Origin of the sequence: Collimonas sp. (assembly GCF_035566555.1) — a bacterium.
Lineage (GTDB): Bacteria > Pseudomonadota > Gammaproteobacteria > Burkholderiales > Burkholderiaceae_D > Collimonas.
In genome coordinates this window covers 1-25,635 of record NZ_DATMRB010000123.1, presented here as the reverse complement: position 1 = coordinate 25,635, position 25,635 = coordinate 1, and the positions used below count along the sequence as shown (strand labels likewise).

The window sequence follows — 25,635 nt, the reverse complement described above, 5'->3', positions numbered from 1 at the left end:
TACTGCGCCAGGTCATGATCGACGGCGTCTCGCTGCCGGCGCTGTGGCTGCCGCTGCTGGCCATGACAGCCTGGACCACGCTGTTCCTGACGGCATCCAGCTTCCTGTTCCGCTGGCACAAGAACTGATCCGCCGATTCTTTTTTCATTGCACTTTATAGAAAGAAACATCCATGTCCGTCAGCAAACTAAGCCGCGCTTACCTGTTCAACGCCGCCGCCTTCATTCCCGTGATCCTGTTCCTGCTGTATGGCCGTTTTGGCCCGGGCGAAGCCGGCGTGCGCTGGGAAACCGCGTATGTGATCGGCGGCATCCTGGCGATTCCCCACATGATCTGGCTGATCAATAGCCGTGCCGGCCACTGGATCGCCCTCGGCGTCGATCTCTATCTGCTGGTCGGCGCGCTGCTGGCGGCGATCTCGGAAAGCGCGGTGCAAGTGTGGGGACAAGATCTGGGGGCGGCGCCGGTGCTGGCTTCGGTGTTCGTGGTCGGCATCGCCGCCACGCTGTTTTCACCGCTCGGCTTTATCGGCGAAATCAGCAGCAACCGCGCACGCATCCGCCAGCTCTCGCTGCTGCTGCTGATTACTGCCGCGATCGCGGTCGCTGTCTCCCTGGCTTTCAGGCATAGCGCTCTGCTGGGTGGCGTGCTGCCAATCGTGGTGCTGGTGCTGGTGCGCGGCCAGCTTGGCAAGCGCCTGGCAACACCGGCTTGATAGACATGCAAAGCGCAGCGATCATGCCGGCCTCGGCGCTGGACGGCTTCCTGGTGGAACTGGCCGGCCTGCCGGCGGCGGATATCCTGACAGCGGGTACGGCATGCGCTCCTTATGAAAGCGACATCGCCAACTGCAGCGGCAAGGCTGCCGCCGTAGTCCTGCCGCGCGACACCGCAGCGCTCAGCGCCATCATGCGCGCCGCCGTGCGCCATGGCATACGGCTGATTGCCCAAGGCAACCGTAGCGGACTGGTGGGCGCCGCGATAGCAGATGGTTCCGGCAGCCAGGTAATCGTTTCGCTGTCCCGCATGCGGCAGGTCCGCAGCATAGATCCGGCTAACCGCAGCGTCATCGCCGAGGCCGGCGTCCTGCTGTCGGAATTGAACCGCCAGCTGGAGCCGCACGGTCTTTATTTTCCGATCGATATCGGCAGCGATCCTGCCGTCGGCGGCCTGATCGGCGCCAATGCCGGCGGCAGCCGCCTGCTGCGGCATGGCGACGTGCGCCACAACCTGCTCGGCATCGAGGCGGTGCTGGCGGACGCCGACGGTACCGTGATCGAGCTGCTGGCGCCGCTGCGCAAGAACAATACCGGCGTCGATCTCAAGCAGCTGTTCGTCGGCACCGGCGGCGCCTTCGGCATCATTACCGCGGCCACGCTGGATCTGAAACGCATCGACCAGTCGAGCCAGACCTTGTTCCTCGCCCTGCCCGGCCATGCCGCCGCGCTTGAGGTGTTGCTAGCCTTCGAACAGACCTTCGGCGATCTGCTGTGCGCCTTCGAGGTCATCTCCGAAGCGGCGCTTGACATCACCCTGCGCAATTTTCCAGCCTTGCGCCATCCCTTCGACGCCTCGGCCACATGTTACGCCCTGGTCGAAATTGCCAGCAGCATGCCCGGCCTCGACCAACTGCTGGCGCAACAAGCCGAACACTTGCTGGAACGGCTATATGGCCGCGCGCAAATCGCCAACGCAGCGTTCGGGCGAACGGACAGCTTTTGGCCGCTGCGTGACAACCTGCCGCTGGCCATCGCCAGGGAAGGCCTGCCGCTGTCTTTCGATGTCGCTTTCCCACGCTCGCAGCTGGCGGCCTTCCGCGCTGCGGCCGCGCAATGGCTGGAGCGCCAGCATCCGCAGCTGCAGCTCTACGATTTCGGCCATTTTGCCGATGGCGGCTGCCATCTGATCGTACTGCTGCCGCATGATCAGATCGAGCGCTATGGCATCGCCAGAATCGTCGCGCTGCGCAGCGCCATCTATCAGCTGGTGTGCGAACACGGCGGCAGTTTTAGCGCCGAACATGGGGTCGGCCCCTTGAATGCGCCGTATTACCGGAAATACACCGCCCCGAAAGTGAAGCAAATCAGCGCGGCTTTGCAGCATTTGATGGATCCGCAAGCGGTATTGGGACGTTACCGCTATTCCTAACATTGAATTCAGCAGTCAGGACAGGAGTTGTCGTCATGCCAGGTCACATGGAAAAAAACAGCGCTGCCAGCTACCGTAACAAATATGCAGCGCAGGCACGTTTGCTGAACAACTTGAACCCCTTCAAGAGCGCGTGGATGATCGCTCGGCAATGGCTGGTGATTGCCGCTGCGCTGGCGCTGCCGGCCTATGCCGTGGCACTGCTCAGCGGCGAAGACGGCCTGTGGGCGGGATTGTGCGAACTGTCTGCCGCCGGCTTGCTGGCGGTGGTCGTCCTGTTCGTATTGTCCGGCTTTGTGCTGGCCTGCAAGCAGCATGCGTTGGGCGTCATCATGCATGACGCCACCCATCACCGCCTGTTCAAGAACGCCATGCTGAATGAGATCGCCAGCAACTGGCTGTGCGCTTTCCCGACCGGCATGGTCACCTCAAGTTATCGGCGCGGGCACCTGCCGCACCATTTGTTCACCAACAAGCCGAACGATCCATACTGGGTACGCCTGGTGGCGGACGACAATTACAGTTTCCCCAAGCCGCGCCAGGCCTTCTACCGCATCTTGCTGGGCGACCTGTGCGGATTGCATCTGCGCTCTTGGTGGCCGGTGATCCGGTACTGGACCGGCTGGGCCTTCGTTTTCGACAATCGCGAAAAAATGCTGAGCACGTCGGAGCGCCTCCAGTTCATCACGTTCTGGCTATGTACCGCAGCGCTGGTCACTGTGCTGGAGGCCTGGCCTAGTTTCCTGCTGCTGTGGCTGCTGCCGATGTTTACCCTGACGCTGGCGTTCACCCGTATCCGCATCATCGCGGAACACGACCTGGCGCAGAACGAGCGCGAGCTGGAACGCACCCGCCACGTTGACGGCAGCTGGCTGGAGCGGCTGGCGCTGGCGCCGCTCAACATCAACTATCACGTCGCCCACCATCTGTTTCCTGCCGTGCCTTTGTACAACTTACCGAAAATGCACGCCATTTTGATGAAAGACGAAGGGTTCCGCGCCGAGGCCAGCCTGTGGCCACGGTATTTCGGCAGGAACGGGGGCTTGATCGACACCATGCTGGAATGATGTGGCGGCGGCAATTTATTTGATGAACGTTAACTCTATATAGGTGCACTCATGGCAGTTTCCGAATTGGCTACCCGCTTCGATGCGGATTTCGAGATCGACGACAGCGCTCCGTCGCAGGACGAGATGTATGCCTTTGTCAAGGCCCGCGAATCGGGCGCGCGGACCTACGCCAACTCGATCGGCGTGGTGATTGAAAAAGGCCGCCTGGCGCGCGTCACCGACAACGCCGGCAAGGACTATCTCGATTGCCTGTCTTGCGCCGGCACCCTGGCGACCGGCCACAATCACCCCTATATCCTGGCCAAGGTCAAAGAATTCCTGCAGTCGGGACATGTCTTGCAGGCTTTGGACATGACGACGCCGGCCAAGTATCGCTTCCTGGTCAAGCTGTTGGAGTGCCTGCCGCCGGAATTCGCCCGGCACGTACGCTTCCAGAGCTGCGGCCCGAGCGGCGCCGATGCTGTGGAAGCCGCGTTGAAACTGTTCAAGACCGCCACCGGCCGCCGCACGGTACTGGCGTTTCACGGCGCCTATCACGGCATGACCGCCGGCGCGCTGGCGCTGACCGGCAACCTGACCGCCAAGCGCCAGGTGGCGTCGATCATGCCGGATGTGCATTTCCTGCCCTATCCCTATTCCTATCGCTGCCCGTTCGGCCTGGGCGGCGAACAGTCGGACGACACCTCGCTGGCGTATATCGAACGCATGCTGGCCGACCCTGAAAGCGGCGTCACGGCGCCTGCCGCCATGATCGTCGAAGCGATCCAGGGCGAAGGCGGCGTGATTCCAGCCTCAGCCAAATGGCTGCGCGGCATTCGCGAGATTACCGCGCGCCTGGATATTCCGTTGATCATCGATGAAATCCAGACCGGCTTCGGCCGCACCGCCGACCGCCTTGGAAATCACTACGGCATCCGGCACGATGCCCGCGTGATTTCCAAGGCGGTCGGCGGCGGCTTTCCGCTGTCGATGCTGCTGTATCACGAAAAATACGACACTTGGCAAGCCGGCGCCCATGCCGGCACCTTCCGCGGCAACCAGATCGCCATGGTGGCCGGCGCCGCCTGCCTGGAAGTGATACAGGCCGAGCAGCTGGTAGCGCAAGCGCGCGCCAAGGGCAACTACCTGGAGACCCGCCTGCGCGAACTGGCATGCCGCTTCTCCATCCTCGGCGACATCCGCGGCCGCGGCCTGATGTGGGGCATCGAAGTCATAGCGCCGGACGCCGCGCCGGACGCGATCGGCAGCTATCCGGCCGACGGCGCCATGGCCCGCACCATCAAGCAGCGCTGCCTGGCCAACGGCCTGATCATCGAAACCGGCGGCCGTCATTCGGCAGTGCTGCGCTTGCTGCCGCCGCTGATCATTTCGGAGCAGGAGCTTGACGAGGCGATCGACAAGCTGAGCCGCTCGATTGAAGAAGCACTCGGTTGAAGCGCTCATGAAATTCACTGACATATTGAAGATTGAGAGGCGGCGATGACGCTCAGCGGCGACATGCTGATCGGCCAGCGTGCAGTGCGCGGAACCACAGCTTCTCTGCAAGCGGTCAATCCGGCCAGCAATGAAAAATTCGGCCCGGATTTCGGCGCCGGCGGTGCGGCAGAAATCGATCTGGCCTGCACGCTGGCGCAGCAAGCCTTCGATGACTATCGCTCCCGCAATGCGGAACAGCGTGCGCAATTCCTGGAAACTATCGCCAGCGGCATCCTGGCGCTGGGCGCGGAGCTGATATCACGCGCATCTCAGGAAACCGGCCTGCCCGCGGTGCGCCTGATGATAGAGCGTAGCCGCACCGTTGCCCAGCTGCGCCTGTTTGCCGGCATCGCGCGCAGCGGTCAATACCTGGGCGCTACGCTGGACTCGGCATTGCCTGAACGGATTCCGCCGCGGCCCGATCTGCGGTTGCGCAAGATCGCGCTGGGGCCGGTGGCGGTATTCGGCGCCAGCAATTTTCCCCTGGCCTTTTCGGTCGCCGGCGGCGATACCGCGGCGGCGCTTGCCGCCGGCTGCCCTGTGATAGTCAAGACCCATGGCGCCCATCTCGGCACTTCGGAACTGGTGGGCCGCGTGATCCAGGCGGCCGTCGCCAGCTGCCACTTGCCGGAAGGCGTGTTCTCGCTGCTGATCGGCGACGGCAACCAGTTTGGCCAGGCCCTGGCCAGCCACCCGGCGCTCAAGGCGGTGGCTTTCACCGGTTCACGTCATGGCGGCCTGGCCTTGATGCGTGCCGCCGCGCTGCGGCGCGAACCGATTCCAGTGTTTGCGGAAATGAGCTGCATCAATCCGATGTTCCTGCTGCCAGCCGCGCTCGCCGCCCGTGCCCCGCACATTGCCGCCGGCTTCGTGGAAGCGCTGGTGACGGGAGTCGGGCAGTTCTGCACCAGTCCCGGCCTGTTGCTGGCGATAGACGGTGAAGCACTGCAGCAATTCCAGGCGGCTGCCGTCGGCGCCCTGCAAAACAAGGGCGCCGGCACCATGTTGACGGCCGGCATCAGCAGCGCCTATGCCAATGGCGTTGGCCGCCTGAACGAGATGGCCGGCGTCAGGATGCTGGGTAAAGGATTGACGGCCAAGAGCGGCTGTTCGGCGCAAGCGGCCTTGTTTGCTACCGACGCCGCCACTTTCCTGACAACGCCACAGCTGGAAGACGAAAACTTCGGCCCCAGCGCTTTGATTGTCGCCTGCCGGAATGCAGAAGAAATGCAGGCCGTCGCGGAATATCTTTCCGGCCAGCTGACGACGACCTTGCATATGGACAGCGCCGACCATGATCTGGCGCGGAGATTGTTGCCAACCCTGGAACGCAAGGCCGGCCGCATCTTGGTCAACGCTTACCCGACCGGCGTCGAAGTGTCGCATGCCATGGTGCACGGAGGGCCGTTTCCGGCCAGCTCTGACAGCCGCAGCACGGCAGTCGGCGCGACCGCCATCGAACGTTTCCTGCGGCCGGTCTGCTATCAGGATTTGCCGGCGGTACTGATGCCGCTGGAGTTGCGGGATGAAAATCCGCTGGGCTTGTGGCGCATCCTCAACGGCGAATGCATCCGTGCCTGACGCCGTTAACGCACAAGGCCGTCAACCGGAATGCCGGTTGACGGCCTTGCCTGCTGCGAACCTGCCGTACCGGTCAGGCCTGTTTGGCTACCGGCGCATGCACTTGCAGCATGCTGAGCAATGCGTCGTAATAATCCTGGCAGGTATTCAGGCGCAGCATGGCGCCTTGCAGGATTTCTCCGCGCGCTTCAGGGTATTTCGCATCGAGCGGCACAATCACGTTTTCCAGCCAGCCCTGCGCATGGACGATATCGATGCTGATATGTTCCTTGTAGTAATCGACTTCGCCTTCCTTGCCCAGGCCGATGCGATGGCAGCCGTGCACCAGTTTTTCATACTGGCGCGGATCCAGCAGCTCGGTGATCGCCATGATGCCGATCGCCTTGAAGTAATGCTTGCGCTGCAGACAGGTCAGCATGAACAGATTATGTCCTGCCAGTCCTTGCCAGCCGAGCGACGACGCATGATTGTCTTCGACGTTTTCAGCGCCGACCATGTCCAGCAGCTTGCGGAACAGGTTGACGTGGCTGCGGGTGGAATTGCCGTTGCCCGATTCATCCCACAGGTTCTGCACCAGTTCCTTGCGCGTGATTTCGTCCGAGCCGACCAGTATCAAGGCGATCAGATCGAAGAAGCGGATGTTGAGCGCCGCATCGCTACGGAAAAATTCGACGAACTGGCCGTGCGAAGCCGTGGTCTCGAGATAGTCAAACAAAGGATGGTTGGAGACGGTATGTTCGCTCCACAGAAAGCGCAAGGCATCGGTGAGCGGCATGTCGGCGCTGATGCGCGCCAGCGGCGACGAATCGCCGGAAGCCAGCCACGCTCTTTCGATCTCGTTGCGCATCTGCTGCAGGTAATGATTGGATTGATTGGCGGCGGCGAAACTGGTCGCCGAAGCCACGTGCATGTCCAGCAAGATGAACAGCGTCCGGTGCACCAGGCACAAAGCTGTGTCGTCATCTGTCGCCAGGGCCTTGGCCAGCGTGGAGCGCACCTTGTGCATCAGCAGTTCGAACAGCTCGCGGTCGTTGTCGAAACGGCTTTCCAGCTCTGGATCGGCGACCAGCATGGAGACGATAGTATCGAGAGGAAGCTCGGAATAAGGCTGTCGAAGGCTTTGATAGACGTCTTGATGAAGATTTACTGCATGAAACGCTTCTGTGACTTGCGAATTCGCTACGGTCGGATAACTCATGTAACTTCCTCAGAATAGTGTTTAAACCGTGACTGCCATTGCCACCCTTAATTTTTGTGCAAGCGGCTGAAAAGCCGGCTACAAAATTTTTATAATATCCTAAATTTAAACAGACAGGTCTGTCATATAATTGAAATATCAGAGCCTGGGATAAGTGCCGATGATAGTGTTGCAACACCGTTTTACAACGCTTGCCAGCCAGTTTTCACTGCCGAAAGTCAACTTGTATCCGCGACAACAAATACTGAGATAATATACCGTACTGTACACTGTACCAATTGCAGCAGATCACGTCCGGCAGCCGCTTTGCCATGTTTGCGCTACCGGCCTATCGCATGCTTATTTGCGTAACCATTCACGTAACTTACACCTAATCAATGACCCGTATGAAAGAAAAACGACAGATACTTATTGATACGGCAACGCGGCTCTTCTCTCAAGATGGTTATCATGCGGTGGGCATAGACCGCATCCTGGCGGAAGCAGGCGTCGCCAAGATGACACTGTATAAATACTTTCCATCGAAAAAGGAGCTGGTGGTGGAGGTATTGGAAGAACGCATGACGATGTGCGCGAATTCGCTCTCCTTGTTTCTCGAAAAATTCGAAACGCCGATGGACAAGCTGCATGGCGTCTTCATGTGGCACGACAAGTGGTTCCGCGAAGTCAATTTCACCGGCTGCATGTTTGCAGCGGCAGCGGCGGAATTCCACGGTTCGGACAACGCCATCCTGCGCACCGCCGCCAGCCAGAAGAAAGGCCTGACCGACCAGGTCAAGAATGTACTGGAACCGCTGGTAGGGAAAACCGTCGCCACCAAGCTGGCGCGCCAAGTAGTCATGCTGCTCGACGGCGCCACACTGGCGGCGCACGTCGCCGGCCGCAAGAATGCCGCCAACGATGCCTGGAGCGTGGCCCAGGAGATCGTCCTGCTGGAGCACTCAAAGCTGCAGACCGCTTAAAACGCCCCTTACAGAGAGCCGGCCAGGAATGCAGCGGCCGGCTCTCTGCCAAATCCCACCTCAAATGCCTGATCTTGCCATTGCTGCAAGAAAATTATTTTGCGTTTCCGACAATCTTTATAGTGCCCTTGAAATTCACAAGTTTACCGTCGGGATAGGACACGTTGGTATACACCGTGCCGTGCTCGAAATCTTCCACATGCACCACGTTCAGCTTCGAATCCGGTTCGTGCCAGTACACCATGTAGACTTGCGGACGAATCTTGACCGCCGTGTATTGCACTACCTCGGTGATGCCCTTGAAGATGCCCGAGCGGCAGTAGATTGATAAAGTAGTAAGATCCTTGAAGTTCAAATCGATGATCGCATCGCCAAACACCACTTCCACTGCCTTGCCAGCCGCCGGAAAATCCGCCGCGCTAGGGCCGACCGCACTATCGCTCACGCTCGCCTGCGCCGCCGGCTGATCAGCGTCCTTGGCTGACGCGTGCAGCGCCAGCCCCAGTTGCAATGTGACAAAAAACACAATCTTTACATATGATTTCAACAGCATTTAATCCCCCCGGTTTGATTGTTATGAAATGTTGTGTCAACTACGACGGGGGAAGTATATCCAGAAATATTATTGAGATAGGGCAAAAATGTAAGCGCGCGCGGGCCGGACACCGCAGCTGGCGGGCACTGAAAATGAAAGCAGACAAAAGTTCCCGGCGCCGATAGATGGCCGGTTCCGGGGCCTGTTTAGCCGAAAGCCGAAATAATCAGATCACCTTTTCTTCGCGCAGCATGGCAATGTAATCCTTGCCATAACCCAGCTGCGCCAGCACTTCTTCGGTATGCTCGCCCAGCAGCGGCGAGCGGGTTACCTCGGTCGGGCTGTCCGACATCTTGATCGGGTTGCCTACTGTCAGATATTTGCCGCGGGTCGGATGATCGACTTCGACGATCGTGCCGGTCGCGCGCAACGATGGCTCTTCCGCGATTTCCTTCATCGACAGGATCGGACCGCAAGGAATATCGTATTGGTTCAGGATATCCATCGCCTCGAACTTGGTCTTGCTCATGGTCCATTGCTCGATGCGGGCAAAGATCGGCTTCAGGTGCAGCAGCCGCGCCGCCGGCGTGGCGTATGCTTCGTCGGTAATCCAGCCCTCCTCGCCGATTACCTTGCACACCGCCGGCCAGACCGCGCCCTGAGTGATGAAATAAATGTAGGCGTTAGGGTCGGTTTCCCAGCCCTTGCACTTCAGGATCGAGCCCGGCTGGCCGCCGCCGGAGGCGTTGCCGGCGCGCGGCACGGCCTCGCCGAACTTGCTGTCCGGGTATTGCGGATACTCGTGCATGGTGCCGGTCCGTTCCAGCCGCTGCTGGTCGCGCAGCTTGACCCGGCACAGGTTGAGCACGGCATCCTGCATCGGCGCCAGCACCTTCTGGCCGCGGCCGCTGCTGTGGCGCTGGTACAGCGCGCTGACTATCCCCAGCGCCAGATGCAGACCGGTGCCGCTGTCGCCGATCTGGGCGCCGGTCACCATCGGCGGGCCGTCGTCGAAGCCGGTCGTCGATGCCGCGCCGCCTGCGCACTGGGCGACGTTTTCATAGACCTTGCAATCTTCGTACTTGCCGGGGCCGAAGCCCTTGACCGAGGCCACCACCATGCGCGGATTCAGTTCCTGGATGCGTTCCCAGCTGAAGCCCATGCGGTCGAGCGCACCGGGCGCAAAATTTTCCACCAGCACGTCGCAATCCTTGATCAGGGTTTCCAGTACTTCCTTGCCTTTCGGATTCTTGGTGTCGAGCGTGATGGAACGCTTGTTATGGTTGAGCATGGTGAAATACAGGCTGTCGACGCCGGGAATGTCGCGCAGCTGGCCGCGCGTCGCGTCGCCCTCGCCGGCCCGCTCGACCTTGATCACGTCGGCGCCGAACCAGGCGAGCAGCTGGGTGCAGGTCGGTCCGGACTGGACATGGGTGAAATCGAGAATGCGCACGCCATCCAGTGCTTTGCTCATGAAAATCTCCTGTTTATATTTATCGTCGTCACCATGCTTCTGGTGCTGCAGCAAGGGTGATGTTAGCCGGATTCCGCTACTTGCGCCGCCAGCCTGGCTTCAAATTCCGCCAGGCGCTTGCGCAAGGCGCGGTCTTCGGCGAAACGGCTGCTTTCGTCGCGGATCACGGCGACAATTGCTGCCACCTTGCCGGCCGGCGTGCGCAGCAGCGCCACGGTAAATGCGATCGACAATGTATGGCCGTCCTTGTGCACCGCCGGCACCCGCAGCACATCGTTGCCGTAACGTGTGACTCCGCTCTCCATGGTCTTTTGATAACCGTCCCAATGGCGCTGGCGCTGGCGTTCGGGAATGATCAGGTCCAGCGATTTTCCCAGCGCGTCCTGCTGGCTGAAGCCGAACATGCGCTCCGCCGCCGGATTCCATAAAGTGATGGCGCCGCCGGCATCGGAAATCACGATGGCGTCGCCGACTGCCTGCACCAGCTGATCCAGATCGATTGCGCTAGACATGACGCTGTTCCTTTCAGATTTTCCAAACCGTAATATCCAAACAAATACGGCGCCCGAGGTGGGCGCCGCTGCTGTGCTGACTATCCAGCCGTCATTGCCGCATCCTCAAACTGCTTGCGCACTATGCAATTCCGCAATCTGTCCGGCGCTGTAACCGAGGCTGGCCAATACCTCGTCGGTATGCTCGCCCAGCAAAGGCGAACCCGTGATTTCCGGCGTCAGGTCAGAGAACTTGATCGGGCTGCCTACCGTCAGGTATTTGCCGCGCTCCTTGTGATCGACTTCGGTGATGGTGCCGCTGGCGCGCAGCGACGGATCGTTGGCCAGTTCCTTCATGGTCAGCACCGGCGCGCAAGGAATATCGAATTTGCGCAAGATATCGACCGCTTCAAACTTGGTCTTGTCCTGCAGCCAGACTTCAATCGTATCGAAGATTTCGGTGATGTGCGGCTGGCGCGCCTTCGGTGTGTTGTAAGCCGGATCGTCGATCCACTCGTCCTTGCCGATCGCCTTGCAGATCGGCGCCCAGGCATGACCCTGGATGGTGAAGTAGATATACGCATTCGGATCTTCCTGCCAGCCCTTGCACTTGAGCACCCAGCCCGGCTGGCCGCCGCCGCCGGCATTGCCGCCGCGCGGCACCACGTCGCTGAAAGTACCGTGCGGATATTGCGGATACTCTTCCAGGAAACCGAGACGGTCGAGCCGTTGCTGGTCGCGCAGCTTGACGCGGCACAGGTTGAGCACGCTGTCCTGCATCGACACGGCAACCCGCTGTCCCTTGCCAGTCTTGTCGCGGCCGATCAGCGCGGTCAGGATCCCGATCGCCAGGTGCATGCCGGTATTGCTGTCGCCCAGGGCGGCGGCGCTGACCGTTGGCGGGCCGTCCCAGAAACCAGTGGTGGAAGCGGCGCCGCCGGCGCACTGAGCGACGTTTTCATAGACCTTCAGGTCGTCGTAATGATGGCCATCGCTGAAGCCTTTGACCGAGGCCACGATCATTTTCGGATTGAGCTCATTGATGCGCTCCCAGGAAAAGCCCATGCGGTCCAACGCGCCAGGGCCGAAATTCTCCACCAGCACATCGGATTCCTTGATCAGCTTTTCCAGCACCAGCTTGCCTTCCGGCTTCTTGGTGTCCAGCGTCAAAGAACGCTTGTTACTGTTCAACATCGTGAAATACAGGGCATCGACATCCGGAATATCGCGCAGCTGGGAGCGCGTGACATCGCCGGAACCGGGACGCTCGACCTTGATCACATCGGCGCCGAACCAGGCCAGCAATTGCGTGCACGCCGGGCCGGCCTGGACGTGGGTAAAATCGATAATGCGGATGCCGTCTAGTGGTTTGCTCATTTCAAACTCCTGTTCAATTGGTCTAATGCGTGTGTTCGCCTGCAGCAATCCGGCTCATTTGTACATGGTTTGCGCCATGGTGCCCGGCGCATACACGGCAGGATCGACCCAGATATTCACCACGGCGCAGCGCCGCGTCTTGCGCACCGCTTCGCGCGCCCGCTGCAAGGCGCCGGCGATCTGCGCCGGATCGCGCACTTCTTCGCCATGGCCACCCAGCATTTCGGCGAACTTGCCGTAAGGGATGTCGCTCAGCAGGTTGCCGACGTTGCCCCGTTCTTCGCCGTACTTGGCCAGCTGGCCGTAACGGATCTGGTTCATCGCCGAGTTGTTGCCGATTACGGCGATGTACGGCACGCCGAAGCGGTTGGCGGTTTCCATGTCGAAGGACGTCATGCTGAAGGCGCCATCGCCGTAGTAGCACATCACTTCCTTTTCCGGATTGGCCAGGCCGGCGGCGATTGCAAAACCGGTACCGACCCCCAGGCTGCCGAGCGCGCCCGGATCCATCCATTGCCCCGGATTGCGCGGACGCACCGCCTGCGCCGAGATAGTGACGACGTCGCCGCCGTCGCCGATATAGATGGTGTCATCGTTCAGGAACTCGTTGATTTCATACGCCACGCGATAGGGATGGATAGGCGCGCTGTTCGATTTGAACAAAGGCATCAATTTTTCCGTGGCGACCGCTTCCAGCTGTTGCAGCTGCTTCATCCAGGCGCGCCGTTTTTCATGCGCGCCCTTGTTGATGCGGCCGCTGGCGGCTTGCAGCAAGGCGCCCAGGATAGTGCCGGGATCGCCGACCAGGCCGAGCGTGATGTCGCGGTTCTTGCCGACGGTGCGGTAATCCTGGTCGATCTGGATCACCTTGGCGTTAAGGCCGAGACGCTTGCCGTAGCCCATGCGGAAGTCGAACGGCGTGCCGACGATCAGGATGACGTCGGCCTTGTCGAAGCCTTCGCGGCGGGTGCGGTCGAAATGATGCGGATCGCCCGGCGGCAGCAGGCCGCGCGAAGCACCGTTGAAGTAAGCCGGGATATCCAGGCCGCGCACCAGGTCGATCGCTTCCTTGTGGCCGCGCGAAGACCAGACCTGGCCACCGTACAGCACCACCGGCCGTTCTGCCTGCACCAGAATGTCGGCCAGTTTTTCGATATCGGCAACGTCGCCCAGCGACTTGACCGAAGCGCGATACTGGCCGGCGGCTGGAATCACTGCCTTGCTGATCTCGATTTCGCGGTCCAGCACGTCGCGTGGGATTTCCAGGTACGCCGGACCGGGAGCCCCGGCAAAGCACGCGCGGATCGCCATCGACACCATGTCGGCCACGCGTTCGGTGGAACGCACGCCTTCAGAGAATTTGGTGATCGGCCGCATCATTTCAGTGTGCGGCAAGTCTTGCAGCGAGCCCATCATGTGCTGGGTGATGCCGCCCTGGCCGCCGATATGCAGCACCGGGCTTTCCGAACGGAAGGCGGTGGCGATGCCGGTCACGGCGTTGGTGCAGCCTGGGCCGGCGGTGGTGACCACCACGCCCAGCTTGCCGGTCTGGCGCGCATAACCGTCGGCCGCGTGGGCAGCGACCTGCTCGTGGCGGACGTCGATGATGCGGATGCCCTCATCGATGCAGCCATCGTAGATATCGATGATATGGCCGCCGCACAGGGTAAAGATGGTATCCACGCCTTCATTCTTCAACGCCCGCGCCACCAGATGGCCGCCCGACACTACGCCGGCTTCCCGGCTCTTGCGCTTGAGCGTATCGTCAGCGGTCGTACTAGTTGCCACTTTTGGCTCGGATATCACAGCTGCCATCATTCCTCCTGTTGTCGGTTGTCTCTTGGGTTTTCTTGTTGCCTTGCTTGATGCCATATTAGCTAGGGCGACCCTAGCTCTTCATTGACCTCGGTCAAGTTTTGCCGCATCATCTTTGGGCGCTGCCGACTATTACCAAATTGCTTACATGATCCTCATAGAAAACCATCCAGAAAAAAACATCATTCGCGTTCAACTGCGTCAAAACAATGTTTTAAAAGGCTTGAGCGAGAGTGACATGCTTGAGCTCGAATCCCACCTGGTGGTGGTGGATGGCGGCAAAGGTGAAATCCTGCTGCATCAGGGCGTACACGAGATGGAGCAATATTTCATCCTGGACGGCATACTCAAGCGTGTCGTCACCAACCAGCAAGCCAAGGAAATGATCCTGCGCTTCGCCGACGAGCGCGACATGGAGACCAGCTACGCCGCCTGGCGCCTGAAGACGCCGGCGCCTTACAGCATCGTCTGCGTATCCAAGGCGCGGGTTGCCAAGCTGCCATTGCAGCAATGGGCCGCCTTCATGGACCGCCATCCGCAGCTGAAGCAAACCTTTGAATATGAAGTAATGCGTCTGATGAGCGAGATCATGGCGCACACCATCACCCTGCATCTGCTGGATGCGCCGGGCCGCGTACACAGGTTCTTGCGCAAACACGCCGAACTCTACGACCGCATCCCAAAAAAAGAGCTGGCGACCTACCTCAACATTTCCGCCGAAACCTTGAGCAGACTGAAGCATCAGGGAAAAATCTAGGCGCCGTCCTGCTTCCTGCGCTGTCACGCTGTCAACTCTGACAGCTGGTCTTAACTTCCCTGTCATCCTAGATTGGTACGGCCGCTGCCGTCTCGCCGTTCTCCATGCACCCTACCCGGATGCAGGAGCCAGGCAGCGCGTTTCCACTAACCTTGTCGATCACAATCTAAAGGGAATCAACGATGCACGCTAAACCCGTCGTCCAAGCTTTCATGCTGAGCGCCGCTCTGCTAGCCATGAATACTTCGTTACACGCACAGTCAAACGCTGCGCAAACACTCCAGCAACTTCAGCAAACCGAAGGCAGCGACGCCAGCGCCGCCGCCACGCGCGGTTTGGCGGAATTTGTGCAAAACCAGGTGCAAGCCCACGCCGGCACGTTGCCAGAGGGTTTCCCGCTCGACGTCGCTGACGTCCAGGACCTGAAAGATGCCCGCATCGCTTACGGCTTCCCGGTCTACACAGTCGATCCGAAAGACATCCTGGCGACCCGCAGCGATTTCAGCGCCATGGCCAGGCCCACCGGCGTCTGGCGCTTCCTGATCAGCCGCGACAGTCGTCCGATCGGACTGGCGACGCTGGAAAAGCTCAACGGCGCATGGCAAACCACGTCCTACGGCGGCGCCGGCTTGTCCAAGGATGTCGACGCCCTGATGCAGCTTTACGGCAACGCCAATCGTTCCAACTTGCGCTTTATCCGCGTCTTCCAGGCTCGCTCTGATTTTCTTGAAGTCGCATCGAGCGGCGGCGCCGCTCCCCGCTTCGCGCCGCTGCAGTCGGCACGCGAAGCGCTGTTACTGCAACTGCACGCCAGAAAAGCCGGCAGCACCGCTGATAACGCTGCCGGCGGCTTGCTGGACGCCAGCCAGTTTGCGGAATCCTTGCGCGCCGCCGTCAAGGCGAATATCGCCAACTTCCGCTGATCTTCAAACCTATTCCAGGAGTAAACGTGAATACAACTTTACGCCGCATGATTGCGGGCGCCGGCCTTGTGCTGATGACGTCCATGGCATTCGCCGCTTCGAAAACCTTGAACGTGCCGCTGGTCACGCAGGAGCACAGCGAATGGTGCTGGGCCGGCTCTAGCAAAGCGGTCTTGAATTTCTACCGAAAAACGCCAAGCCAATGCAGCATAGTCAACTGGGCCTTCGGCATCAGCTACGCCTGCGGCAACAGCCGCTTCAACTGGAACAGCCAGGCCAACCAGCCCAACGGCATGTATGGCAACAACGGCAGCGTGCAAGACATCTTGAGCTACTGGGGGGTGCCCAACAAGGCCCTGAGCAATTATCTGTCGTGGGCGCACGTGGTCAGCGACATCAACGCCAGCCGGCCGTTCGTGATGCGCTACGGCTGGACCAGCGGCGGCGGCCATATCGTGGTTGGACGCGGCTACGAAACCGTGAACGGCGTGAATTACCTGTACATCATGAATCCCTGGCCCGGCGAAGGCATGACTTACGGCAGCTACGACTCAACCGTATCGGACTACGATCACCAATGGACCCACACGCAACGCATGAGCATCGACGGATAGGAGGCAGGCCGCGGCTGCGGAGGCTACATCGCAGCCGATCAAATTGCCCAGATGAAATCATTCCAAGACGGCCAGGCCGTTGTTTCGAGACGACACCTGTTAAAAGCGGAAATGTTGTTGTATTCCAGGCCTGTTCGCCTATATTGCGGCGCAAGATATTGACAGATGGCATACCTGTTATCGGATAATGTCATTAGAGGAAGGACTATTCAATCTCTATAATGCAAAGCAGCAAAAGAAGATTTCTACTTTGACAGGAGCACCACCATGACGACAGCAACCAATAGCTTCACCCCGGCGAACAGCACAGGTTTTTCCGCAAAAGTGGCAGGCGTTGCGTATGCCGTGGCTGCTACCGTATTCGGCATCAACCTGCGCGAATCGCTTGATGCGGAAAGCACCAGCGACAAGGCCGACGCCGCCTACACCTGGGGCATGTAATTCCGGCCAGCGCCGATGCAGTAGCGTCGCCTGGGCGGCGCCAGTAATATGAAAAGCAATGCAAAACAGCCAATCAGAGATTGGCTGTTTTTGTTTGTACCAAAGGTTCCTGAGCGCCCCGAAGCCATCTTCGCCGACCGGAACTTCCGTGCCGCAACATAATTTAGTTATGCGACCTTCTTATATCAGCTGAGGAAGGCGGAAAAATAGCTAGGCAGTTGCATGAAGGGGGTGCACGAAGCGGTGAGAACCGCCGCTGCGCTGATTATTGTCTATGCCGAATGTTCAACGATCGCTGATGCCCCGCCGTGTGTCTCTTTAGCCGGCACCGCCGCAGCCGGCGCCGGCTGTTCCACCCAGCGCTTGCGCATCGGCGCCAGCACGAACTTGGCGGCCAGACCGGCGGCGATGGTAATTGCCGCCGCCGCGATGAAGACCCGGTTCCAGGCGCCGCCGGCCGACAGCACCGAGGTGAGCGGCACCAGCAAGGCGGCGGTTCCTTTTGCGGTGTACAGGGTGCCGGCGTTCCCGGAAGCGAACTTGCTGCCGAAAGTATCGGCGCAGATCGCTGGGAAGATGGAGAATATTTCGCCCCAGAACAGGAATATCAAGGCCGCAAACACCATGAATGCGTAAGGATTGTGACCGTATTGCATCAAGCCGAGCAGCGCTACTCCCTCGCCGACAAAGACGATGAACATGGTGTTTTCACGGCCGATCTTGTCGGAAATGAAGCCGCATAAAGGACGGGTGAAACCGTTGCACAGGTTATCGATGGAGAGCGTCATGGTCAGCAGCGGCAAGGTCACGCCAAGCAAGCTGATCGGCAGCTTGGCGATGCCGAAATCCTTGGCGATCGGCGCCAGCTGTGCGGTGGCCATCAGGCCGCCGGCGGCTACCGCCACGAACATCGCGTACATCACCCAGAACACCGGGGTCCGGATCATCTGCCCCGCCTTGTAATCGATCTTGGTCATGGTCAGCTTCTTCGACACCACGATGCCTTTCGGCGGCGCCGGCCGCACCATCAGCATCGCCAGCAGGAAAATGCAGACGCCCTGCAGGATGCCGAAGAACAGGAAGGCGCGTTCGTAGCCGGAGCTCTGGATCATGTTGGCGATCGGGATCACTGTCACCGCTGCACCGGCGCCGAAGCCTGCCGCCGTCATCCCGGCCGCCAGGCCGCGCTTGTCGGGAAACCATTTCAAGGCATTGCCGACGCAGGTGCCATAGACGCAACCGGCGCCCACGCCGGCGATGATCGCCGCCGCATACAGTTCGAACAGGCTGGTCGCCATCGAGTTGATCACCCACCCGGCCGCCGCAAAAATGGCGCCGATGGCAATCACCGGACGCGGCCCGAACTTGTCGACCAGCCAGCCCTCAATCGGCACCAGCCAGGTTTCAGTCACAATGAAAATTGAAAACGATAGCTGAATCGCCGCTTGTCCCCAATGATGCTTGGCATCCATCGGCGTCACGAACAAGGTCCATGCATATTGCAGATTGGCGACTAAGCCCATGCAGATGATACCGATAATCAGTTGGATCCACCGATTAGGGGCGCCCTTGGAATTGCTGGTTTCCATGCGTCTTGTCTCCTGATATTTTAGGCTGCTTATATTTTTATCTGTTGCGACAGCTGACGGATTGCGGCGATGCGCACAATAGGTGCGATGCCTGATTCTGGGGCGATTTTCCTGGCCATTCCTTGACGCCGGTCAAGATTGTGCACCGCTGGCAAATTTAGTTTTGTACCGGCTTCAGGCCACCCTTCGCAGCTGCAATTGCCCACGCTCTTCTTCGAATGTCTTGGCCAGCAGCTTCACCAGCGCATAGACCGTATCCAGCTGCGGCGTCGGCGTCGCGGTCAGGCGGCCCAGCTCGATCACCGACCCCACCAGCGCATCGATCTCCAGCGCCCGCCCCGCCTCTACATCTTTCAGCATCGAAGTCTTGTGTTTGCCGATTTTTTCGGCGCCGGCGATGCGCTTGTCGAGCGGCACGCGGAAACTGATGCCCAGTTTGTGCGCAATCGTCTGCGCTTCTGTCATCAATGCAGCGGCCAGTTCGCGCGTCAAAGGGAACTGGCAGATATCGACCAGGGTTGAATGGGTCAAGGCGCTGATCGGATTGAAGCTCAGGTTGCCCCACAGCTTGAGCCAGATTTCGGAACGGATATCGTCCAGCACCGGGGCCTTGAAACCGGCTTTGGTAAAAGATGCTGAAATACGCTGCACGCGTTCACTGTGCGAGCCGTCCAGCTCGCCCAAGGGAAAGCGCTCACCCTCGAAATGCCGCACCACGCCAGGCGCGACCAGTTCCGATGCCGGATAGACCACGCAGCCGATGACGCGCGCCGGCGGGATCTGCTCGCTGAGCTTGCCGCTCGGGTCCACCATTTTCAGGCTGCAGCCTTCCAGGGCACCGCCGGTCTTATGGAAATACCAATAGGGAATGCCGTTCTGCATGGTGACGATGCTGGTTTTCGGCCCCAGCAGGTGATGCAGCTCGTGGCCGACGGCATCCAGCTGATGCGCCTTGAGCGCCAGGATCACCAGGTCCTGCGGTCCGGTCTTCCGGTAATCGTCGCTCGCCGCGACCTGATCGGCCACATGTTCCGTGCCGTCTTCCATGATCAGCCGCATGCCGTTGCGCCGGATCGCCTCCAGATTGGCGCCGCGCACCATGAAGCTCACCTCTTCTCCGGCCAGCGCCAGCTTGGCGCCGACATAGCCGCCTATGGCCCCGGCTCCCACAATTGCGATTTTCATGATTGCTCCATATTGGAAAGTAAGAAATCAGGGAAGCGCCGCAACGCTATTCAAAGCGGTTGCCAAGTTTGCCGATGCCTTCGATCTCGATTTCCACCGTGCTGCCGGGCTTCATCGAGCCGACGCCGACCGAGGTGCCGCACAAGATGAGATCACCGGGATACAAGCTCATGTCCTTGGAAATCAGGCTGACCAGCCGGGCCGGCGAAAACAGCATGTCGCTGACCGGATAATCCTGCCGCAGCTCGCCGTTCAGCCAGGTCTTGACTCTTAGCCCGTGCGGGTCGATCCCGCTGGCCACCACCGGGCCGAATGGGCAGAAAGTATCGAAGCCCTTGGCGCGCACCCATTGCGCAAAGGTCGGGTCGCGGTTGAGGATTTCCGCCGCGGTGACATCGTTGGCGCAGGTGTAGCCGAAGATGTAATTGCCGGCATCCTGCTCCGCAACCTGGCTGGCGGTCTTGCCGATCACGATCCCCAATTCCCCTTCGAACACCACTTTGCCGACCGTCGCCGGCGAACGGATGATCCCTTGCGGGTTCAGGTAGGAGTTGGGCGCCTTGATCAGGTACAAGGGTTCGGGCGGCGGCGCAAGATTCAGCTTGGCGCCGAGCGCGCCGAAGTTGTTCCACAGCGCCAGCACCTTGCTGGGTGCGGTCGGCGTCAGCAATTCGACGGCGCCGGGATCCAGATACACCCCGCTGGCTTGAGCGTTGCCGAACATGCTTCCATCCCACAGCTGGATGCGCTTGCCCTCAAGCGTGCCGAAGCGGAGATTGTCTTGATGCATGAAGCGCAGCCAATGTCGTATCATTTTTTTCTTCCATGGAAAGCGTCGACGATCAGCTATGGCGATGGCTTGCCGGGCTGGTCCGATTGTGCGAGGACTTGTTGCCGCCAGCCTTGACGGTGGTCAAGATTGCCGTTTTTTTAGTCGCCGCCGGCTGCCAGGATCCGGCCAATAGCGGCTACTATTCAGATACCGATTTCGGCGCGCTGCACTTCCGCCCAGTTGACATTGAGGCCCGGGCGCGAGCCGCAAGCCGCAAGGTTTTCCAGGCAGCGCGCCCTGGCGCTTTCAATCGCGCCGCTCAGGAAATCCGCATCATAGGCATTCAGCAAATGCGGCTGGTGCAGCTCGACATAGGCGCAGACCAGGTGTTTGCCGGCGCCGCGCGCCAGCAAGGAGTGGTAGGTATCGAGGTCCCAGTGCCAGCTCAGGCCGAGTTCGTGGAAGGCTGAGTTATAGGCAAACAGCGAGGTTTCTTCGGATGGGTCGATGAATGCCGGATCGATCGTGATGCTAGCCATGATGCATTTCCTCCAAGTGAGGCGCCGCAGCGCCTGGATTCATCTGCAGCGTTGTGCAGAGCTGAAGCCATGGTAGGGAAAGCAAATGATTAGCAACAGTTAAAGTTTTTACGGAAAACGATTAGCGATCACTTATGCATCATCAAGCAGCAGAATGAAAAACGCCACCTTGCGCCAATTGAAAACCTTTGAAGCCGTGGCGCGCCACCTCAGTTATTCGCGCGCTGCGGAAGAGCTGCACCTGACCCAGCCGGCGGTTTCGCTGCAGGTCAAGCAGCTGGAAGAGCACGCCGGCCTGCCGCTGTTCGAACAGCTTGGCAAGAAAATCTACCTGACTGCGGCCGGCATCGAAATGCTGCGCCACGGCCGCATGATCATCCAGCAGTTCCGCGAAACCGAAGACGCCATGGCGCAGCTGCAAGGTGTCGCCGGCGGCAGGCTAAATGTTGCGGTGATCAGCGCCGGCGATTATTTTTTCCCGCGCCTGCTGGCGGAATTCCAGCGCAGCCACGACAACGTCAGTCTCAAGCTGACAGTCCACAACCGTGAAGAATTGCTGCGCAGCCTGCACGACAACCTGACCGATCTGGCGATCATGGTGCGGCCGCCGGAGGATGCCTGCATGATCCGGCAGGCATTTGCGCCCCACCCTTACGTCATCGTCGCCTCGCCCCAGCACCCGCTGGCGCACAAGAAGAACATTTCAAGAAAACGTTTGCTGCGCGAGTCCTTCATCGTGCGAGAACGCGGTTCCGATACCTGGCTGTCGATGCGAGAGAGTTTTGGCGAGCAGCTGGCGCAGATCAACGTCGCCATGGAAATCAAGAGCTTTGAAACCATCAAGCAGGCGGTGATCGCCGGCATGGGCATCAGTTTTTTGTCAGTCCATACCATCAGCCTGGAGCTGCAGGTCGGCAATCTGGTGGTGCTGGACGTGGAAGGGTTTCCGGCGATGCTGAACTGGTACGTGGTGCATCGCCAGAACAAGCAGCTGCCGCCGGTGGCGATCGCGTTTGAGAATTTCCTGATGAGCGACGGTGCTGCCTTGATCGAAAAATTCACTCGCTACAAGCGGCAAAGCTGAGGCAGCGTTCAGGCTGCGCTCAGCTCCTTGTTCTTTCTCGGACGGCCGCCCAGCTTGCCGTTTTCGCGAGCGGCTTTGCTTTTCGCTTCACTAGATGCCTTGCCGCCAATTTTGCCGATTTCGGACGCCATCCAGCGCTTCGAGCCCAGGAAACCTTCCAGCAGCGAGGGCAAATATAAGTCGGCATCCAGATGAGGAAAATGGATGCCGAGGCCCGAAGGCGAGATTTCGGCATCGGCCAGCTCCGCAGGATGCGCATGCTCCAGTCCTTGCACCTGCTTGGGAGAAAATGCCAGTTCCAGTCCGGAGGCGAGCACGATAACGACGCGCGCTACCCGGCGGTCATAGCGGACCGACACCACGCCCGGGAACAGGGCTTTCTTGCCTGCGGCCCGTTGATTGGATGCTTCAAATTGACTATCAGTAATGTCCATGCCAGTGCCTCCATTCGTGGCAAAGACGCGCCAGACTTATATCCAGCCTGTTTGCTATCTTTGCGACTTCCTTATGAGAAAACCCAAAGTTCTCTCGCAATTCTGGTGGTCCATATGGACAGTGCAGGTTGAACACCGCTTCACAACCGTTACCTATGACATGGACATGCGCTGGACGATGGTCATTCGGGTAAACCACTACGCGCAGTCAGAAAATTGCAAGTATAGTCGGCATTATAGCAAAAACCCAAGCAAGTTGGGTTACTAAGTATCAGGGCAAGCTCGAACCTTACCCTAAGCCGATATAAGCAAAATCCCTAAACTACTGGAACGCAGCGCAGCAAGAGGCGTATTTATGGCAATTGCCGTAAATGCATATTCAATCGCCAGCATCAGGCATCAAAGCGCCCGTGGCGTCCGGCGCCAAGCGTGAACCTGGCGGCACCGTCTTCACCTTCGCCAAACACAATCGGCACGCCATGCGCACCTTCGCGCCTGAGCGCTTCGGCCAGCGGCAAATCCCACTGCGCGTAGGCGGAGCTGCGATCGGTCAGCATGCATTGCTGAGGAAAACCGGCGATCTGGCGCGCCAGGTCCTGCGCCGCCGGCAAGGCGCCGCCGGCCGGCGTGCTGCGGTTGAGCAAGCCCATTGCCAGCGCCTCGGCGGCAGCCACCGGACGGCCAGTCAGGATCAGGTCGAGCGCCCGCCCCATGCCAATCAAGCGCGGCAGCCTGACAGTGCCGCCGTCAATCAAGGGAACGCCCCAGCGCCGGCAAAATACACCCAGCACGGCGTCTTCGTCCGCGACCCGCAGATCGGCCAGCAGCGCCAGTTCCAGCCCGCCAGCTACGGCGCAGCCATTGATCGCGGCCACCAGCGGCTTGGACAGCGCCATGCGGGTCGGCCCCATCGGACCGCTGCCGCCGCCTTCGGCATCGAGCTCGTTGCGCAGCGCCGGATCACCGATTGCAGTGAGATCCGCGCCGGCGCAGAAATTGCCGCCGGCGCCGGTCAATACCGCCACCCGCAGCGCGGCATCGCTTTCAAAGCGTTCAAACGCCCGGCGTAATTCATCGGCCATCGGCCGGTCGACGGCATTGCGCTTGTGCGGCCGGTTCATCGTGATGGTGCAGATGCTGCCGTCGGTCTCGAATAAAATGGAGGGCATGGCGCCGCCTTTCTATTTACCAGTCTGCTTTGAGCACTACAAGAAGCAGCGCAGCAAGATCAGCTGCGCGGCTTCTGCACTTCCTGCGCGCTTCAGTTCGTCGCGGCGTCGATCGCCCGCATTTCCCGTGCCGCCACCGACAGCATGGCGAGGTCGACATTGCCGCCCATCTGGAAATCGGTCAGCAAGCGGCGATAACGTTCCAGCGGAGTCCGGCTGGCGGCCTGCCAGGTCTCGATCATTTCCTGTGACTGCTCCAGCGCCGGCGACAACTGGATCACCTTGGCCGTCAGGGTGCGCTGCAAACCGGTCAGGTCGCTCTGCAAGGCAGTCCGCGCCAGCGTCTGCCAGTGTGAATCCACCGGTAAGGCGCTGGTCCGCTCACGCATCCAGCCGAAATTCAGATTCAGATCGAGCGCGAAATACACTGCCGCCACCAGCTCCAGGCTGCGCCCGGTGGAGGCCGCGACTTCCGCGATATCCAGCACCGCGCCGATCAGCTGGGCGCTGGCGACCCGCCGCGCCAGTTGTTCGGAGACGCCAGCCTGGATCAGTGCATCGCGCTTGCTCTTGAGCGCCTCCGCATCGCTGGCGGCCAGCAGCGACACCAGCTGCGGTCCGAGCTGGTCGGCGGCCTGGCGGAACCGCGCCACCGTTGCTTCGATCGAGGCCTCCTGTACGTGGCGATGCAGGAACCAGAAGCTGGCCTGCTCGATCAGGCCGCCGACATCGACGAACATCTGCGCCTGCAAGGCATCCGGCACCTGGTTATCGAGCGCATCGATGTCTTGCCAGATTTCTTCAAAACCGAAGACTTCCCGCGCAATCACGGTGGCGCGCACGACATCGGCCGGATTGGCGCCGCTTTCGTCGGCCAGCTGATAGACAAAGGTAGCGCCGACCCGGTTGGTCAGAGTATTGACCAGATAGGTGGCGATGATTTCTCGCGCCAGCGGATGGCGCCGCATGGCGTCCGGATAGCGCTCGCGCAGCGGCCGCGGGAAGTAGACCGGCAATGAAGCGGCGATGAACGGATCGGCCAGCAGCTCCGAGGCCAGCAATTCTTCATACAACCACATCTTGTTGTAGGCCATCAGTACCGCCCGTTCCGGCGTCGCCAGGCCTTGCTTGGCGGTCTTGCGTTCGGCGCACTCTTCTTCCGACGGCAGGAACTCAACCACGCGGTCGAGCCGGCCAGCCCGTTCCAGGCTGCGGATCAGGCGCGCCTCCGGCTCCAGCAGGCTGGCGGCGCGGCGTCCTGCCACCGACAGCGACTGCGTCTGGTAGTAGTTATCGGTCAGCACCTGCAAGCCGACTTCTTCCGTCATTTCGGCCAGCAGCTTGTTGCGCTGCTTCTCGGTCATCTCGCCTTCGCTGACGATCAGGCCTAGCATGATCTTGATATTCACTTCATGGTCGGAGCAGTCGACGCCGGCCGAATTATCGATCGCGTCGGTACAGATGCGGCCGCCCTTTTGCGCGAACTCGATGCGGCCGAACTGGGTGGCGCCCAGGTTGCCGCCCTCCGCTACCACCTTGCAGTTGAGCTCGGCGCCGTTGACGCGGATCGCATCGTTGGTGCGGTCGCCGACCTGGGCATGGGTTTCACGGCTGGCCTTGATATAGGTGCCGATACCGCCGTTATAAAGCAGGTCAACCGGGGCCAGCAAGATGGCACGTATCAGCTCGGTCGGCGCCAGTTCGCTGGCGCTGACGCCAAGCACGGCCTGCACCTGCGGCGTCAGCGGAATCGTCTTGAGCGTACGCGGGAAAACACCGCCGCCGCTGGAAATCAGGCTGCTGTCGTAGTCTGCCCAGCTGGAGCGCGGCAAGGCGAACAAGCGCTCGCGCTCGGCAAAGCTCGCAGCCGGATCGGGCGCAGGATCAAGGAAAATATGGCGATGGTCAAAGCCCGCCAGCAGCTTGATATGGCGCGACAGCAGCATGCCGTTGCCGAACACGTCGCCCGACATGTCGCCGATGCCGACCACCGTGAAATCC

25 protein-coding genes are annotated in these 25,635 nt (G+C 60.2%); 11 read left to right on the top strand and 14 right to left on the bottom strand.

Going from position 1 to position 25,635, the window contains the following annotated elements:
- Positions 1 to 172 precede the first annotated feature (172 nt).
- From VNZ65_RS15845 to VNZ65_RS15825, 5 genes are all read left to right on the top strand, one after another.
- Positions 173 to 715 carry a permease gene (locus VNZ65_RS15845; RefSeq protein WP_325670639.1) on the top strand — a complete coding sequence of 181 codons (543 nt, stop codon included), beginning with the start codon at positions 173 to 175 and terminating at the stop codon, positions 713 to 715.
- A gap of 5 nt (positions 716 to 720) precedes the next feature.
- Positions 721 to 2,148, top strand: coding sequence for an FAD-binding oxidoreductase (locus VNZ65_RS15840; protein WP_325670637.1), 1,428 nt, complete (start codon positions 721 to 723; stop codon positions 2,146 to 2,148).
- Between the two features lie 35 nt (positions 2,149 to 2,183).
- The gene (locus VNZ65_RS15835) at positions 2,184 to 3,215 is read left to right on the top strand and encodes a fatty acid desaturase family protein (RefSeq protein WP_325670635.1); all 1,032 of its coding nucleotides are present in this window, start codon (positions 2,184 to 2,186) and stop codon (positions 3,213 to 3,215) included.
- Positions 3,216 to 3,341: 126 nt separating this feature from the next.
- Positions 3,342 to 4,652: a diaminobutyrate--2-oxoglutarate transaminase family protein gene (locus VNZ65_RS15830; RefSeq protein WP_325670641.1), complete on the top strand. Its 1,311-nt coding sequence runs from the start codon at positions 3,342 to 3,344 to the stop codon at positions 4,650 to 4,652.
- A gap of 45 nt (positions 4,653 to 4,697) precedes the next feature.
- Positions 4,698 to 6,275 (top strand): aldehyde dehydrogenase (NADP(+)), encoded by a 1,578-nt coding sequence (locus VNZ65_RS15825; RefSeq protein ID WP_325670633.1) that lies wholly within the window; start codon positions 4,698 to 4,700, stop codon positions 6,273 to 6,275.
- Positions 6,276 to 6,348: 73 nt separating this feature from the next.
- On the opposite strand, the gene VNZ65_RS15820 is transcribed toward VNZ65_RS15825, so the two are convergent.
- Positions 6,349 to 7,473 carry an iron-containing redox enzyme family protein gene (locus VNZ65_RS15820; RefSeq protein ID WP_325670631.1) on the bottom strand — a complete coding sequence of 375 codons (1,125 nt, stop codon included), beginning with the start codon at positions 7,471 to 7,473 and terminating at the stop codon, positions 6,349 to 6,351.
- A gap of 377 nt (positions 7,474 to 7,850) precedes the next feature.
- Here VNZ65_RS15820 and VNZ65_RS15815 point away from each other — a divergent pair, with 377 nt between their 5' ends.
- Entirely contained in the window at positions 7,851 to 8,435 is a 585-nt protein-coding gene (locus tag VNZ65_RS15815; protein WP_325670629.1) for a helix-turn-helix domain-containing protein, read from the top strand.
- A 94-nt stretch (positions 8,436 to 8,529) separates the two neighbouring features.
- Here VNZ65_RS15815 and VNZ65_RS15810 read toward each other — a convergent pair whose 3' ends face one another.
- The 5 genes from VNZ65_RS15810 to VNZ65_RS15790 form a co-directional block, all read right to left on the bottom strand.
- Positions 8,530 to 8,988 carry a MoaF-related domain-containing protein gene (locus VNZ65_RS15810; RefSeq protein WP_325670627.1) on the bottom strand — a complete coding sequence of 153 codons (459 nt, stop codon included), beginning with the start codon at positions 8,986 to 8,988 and terminating at the stop codon, positions 8,530 to 8,532.
- A gap of 208 nt (positions 8,989 to 9,196) precedes the next feature.
- Entirely contained in the window at positions 9,197 to 10,444 is a 1,248-nt protein-coding gene (frc, locus tag VNZ65_RS15805) for a formyl-CoA transferase (RefSeq protein ID WP_325670625.1), read from the bottom strand.
- A gap of 62 nt (positions 10,445 to 10,506) precedes the next feature.
- Complete coding sequence (locus VNZ65_RS15800; RefSeq protein WP_325670623.1) at positions 10,507 to 10,956, bottom strand: PAS domain-containing protein; 450 nt, start codon at positions 10,954 to 10,956, stop codon at positions 10,507 to 10,509.
- Between the two features lie 105 nt (positions 10,957 to 11,061).
- Complete coding sequence (frc, locus tag VNZ65_RS15795) at positions 11,062 to 12,312, bottom strand: formyl-CoA transferase (protein WP_061940463.1); 1,251 nt, start codon at positions 12,310 to 12,312, stop codon at positions 11,062 to 11,064.
- A gap of 54 nt (positions 12,313 to 12,366) precedes the next feature.
- On the bottom strand, positions 12,367 to 14,130 hold the full coding sequence (locus tag VNZ65_RS15790) for a thiamine pyrophosphate-binding protein (RefSeq protein ID WP_414649145.1): 1,764 nt from the start codon (positions 14,128 to 14,130) through the stop codon (positions 12,367 to 12,369).
- A gap of 145 nt (positions 14,131 to 14,275) precedes the next feature.
- Between VNZ65_RS15790 and VNZ65_RS15785 the strand changes: the two genes are divergently transcribed.
- The 4 genes from VNZ65_RS15785 (at position 14,276) to VNZ65_RS15770 (ending at position 16,862) form a co-directional block, all read left to right on the top strand.
- A complete protein-coding gene (locus VNZ65_RS15785; protein ID WP_061946148.1) occupies positions 14,276 to 14,884 on the top strand; it encodes a Crp/Fnr family transcriptional regulator in 609 nt (202 codons plus the stop codon).
- 182 nt (positions 14,885 to 15,066) lie between these two features.
- Complete coding sequence (locus tag VNZ65_RS15780) at positions 15,067 to 15,807, top strand: hypothetical protein (protein ID WP_325670618.1); 741 nt, start codon at positions 15,067 to 15,069, stop codon at positions 15,805 to 15,807.
- Positions 15,808 to 15,833: 26 nt separating this feature from the next.
- Positions 15,834 to 16,421, top strand: coding sequence for a C39 family peptidase (locus VNZ65_RS15775; RefSeq protein ID WP_325670616.1), 588 nt, complete (start codon positions 15,834 to 15,836; stop codon positions 16,419 to 16,421).
- A 267-nt stretch (positions 16,422 to 16,688) separates the two neighbouring features.
- Positions 16,689 to 16,862: a hypothetical protein gene (locus tag VNZ65_RS15770; protein WP_325670614.1), complete on the top strand. Its 174-nt coding sequence runs from the start codon at positions 16,689 to 16,691 to the stop codon at positions 16,860 to 16,862.
- 272 nt (positions 16,863 to 17,134) lie between these two features.
- Here the strand turns inward: VNZ65_RS15770 and oxlT are convergent, their stop codons facing one another.
- The 4 genes from oxlT to VNZ65_RS15750 all read right to left on the bottom strand — a co-directional run bounded on the left by oxlT (position 17,135) and on the right by VNZ65_RS15750 (position 20,947).
- A complete protein-coding gene (gene oxlT / locus VNZ65_RS15765; protein ID WP_325670612.1) occupies positions 17,135 to 18,451 on the bottom strand; it encodes an oxalate/formate MFS antiporter in 1,317 nt (438 codons plus the stop codon).
- Between the two features lie 174 nt (positions 18,452 to 18,625).
- Entirely contained in the window at positions 18,626 to 19,636 is a 1,011-nt protein-coding gene (locus VNZ65_RS15760) for a 2-dehydropantoate 2-reductase (RefSeq protein ID WP_325670610.1), read from the bottom strand.
- 46 nt (positions 19,637 to 19,682) lie between these two features.
- Complete coding sequence (locus tag VNZ65_RS15755; protein ID WP_325670608.1) at positions 19,683 to 20,450, bottom strand: fumarylacetoacetate hydrolase family protein; 768 nt, start codon at positions 20,448 to 20,450, stop codon at positions 19,683 to 19,685.
- A 161-nt stretch (positions 20,451 to 20,611) separates the two neighbouring features.
- Complete coding sequence (locus VNZ65_RS15750; RefSeq protein ID WP_325670606.1) at positions 20,612 to 20,947, bottom strand: hypothetical protein; 336 nt, start codon at positions 20,945 to 20,947, stop codon at positions 20,612 to 20,614.
- 154 nt (positions 20,948 to 21,101) lie between these two features.
- Here VNZ65_RS15750 and VNZ65_RS15745 point away from each other — a divergent pair, with 154 nt between their 5' ends.
- Positions 21,102 to 22,031: a LysR family transcriptional regulator gene (locus tag VNZ65_RS15745; protein ID WP_325670604.1), complete on the top strand. Its 930-nt coding sequence runs from the start codon at positions 21,102 to 21,104 to the stop codon at positions 22,029 to 22,031.
- 8 nt (positions 22,032 to 22,039) lie between these two features.
- Here the strand turns inward: VNZ65_RS15745 and VNZ65_RS15740 are convergent, their stop codons facing one another.
- The 4 genes from VNZ65_RS15740 to VNZ65_RS15730 form a co-directional block, all read right to left on the bottom strand.
- Positions 22,040 to 22,465, bottom strand: coding sequence for a DUF2442 domain-containing protein (locus tag VNZ65_RS15740; RefSeq protein ID WP_325670602.1), 426 nt, complete (start codon positions 22,463 to 22,465; stop codon positions 22,040 to 22,042).
- Positions 22,452 to 22,664, bottom strand: a complete 213-nt coding sequence (locus VNZ65_RS25380) for a DUF4160 domain-containing protein (RefSeq protein ID WP_414649144.1) — start codon at positions 22,662 to 22,664, stop codon at positions 22,452 to 22,454. The genes VNZ65_RS15740 and VNZ65_RS25380 overlap by 14 nt, the downstream gene beginning before the upstream one ends.
- A gap of 193 nt (positions 22,665 to 22,857) precedes the next feature.
- On the bottom strand, positions 22,858 to 23,634 hold the full coding sequence (locus tag VNZ65_RS15735; protein ID WP_325670600.1) for a crotonase/enoyl-CoA hydratase family protein: 777 nt from the start codon (positions 23,632 to 23,634) through the stop codon (positions 22,858 to 22,860).
- A 92-nt stretch (positions 23,635 to 23,726) separates the two neighbouring features.
- Positions 23,727 to 25,635: NAD-glutamate dehydrogenase domain-containing protein (locus VNZ65_RS15730; RefSeq protein ID WP_325670598.1), on the bottom strand; the 1,909-nt coding region annotated here is incomplete at its 5' end.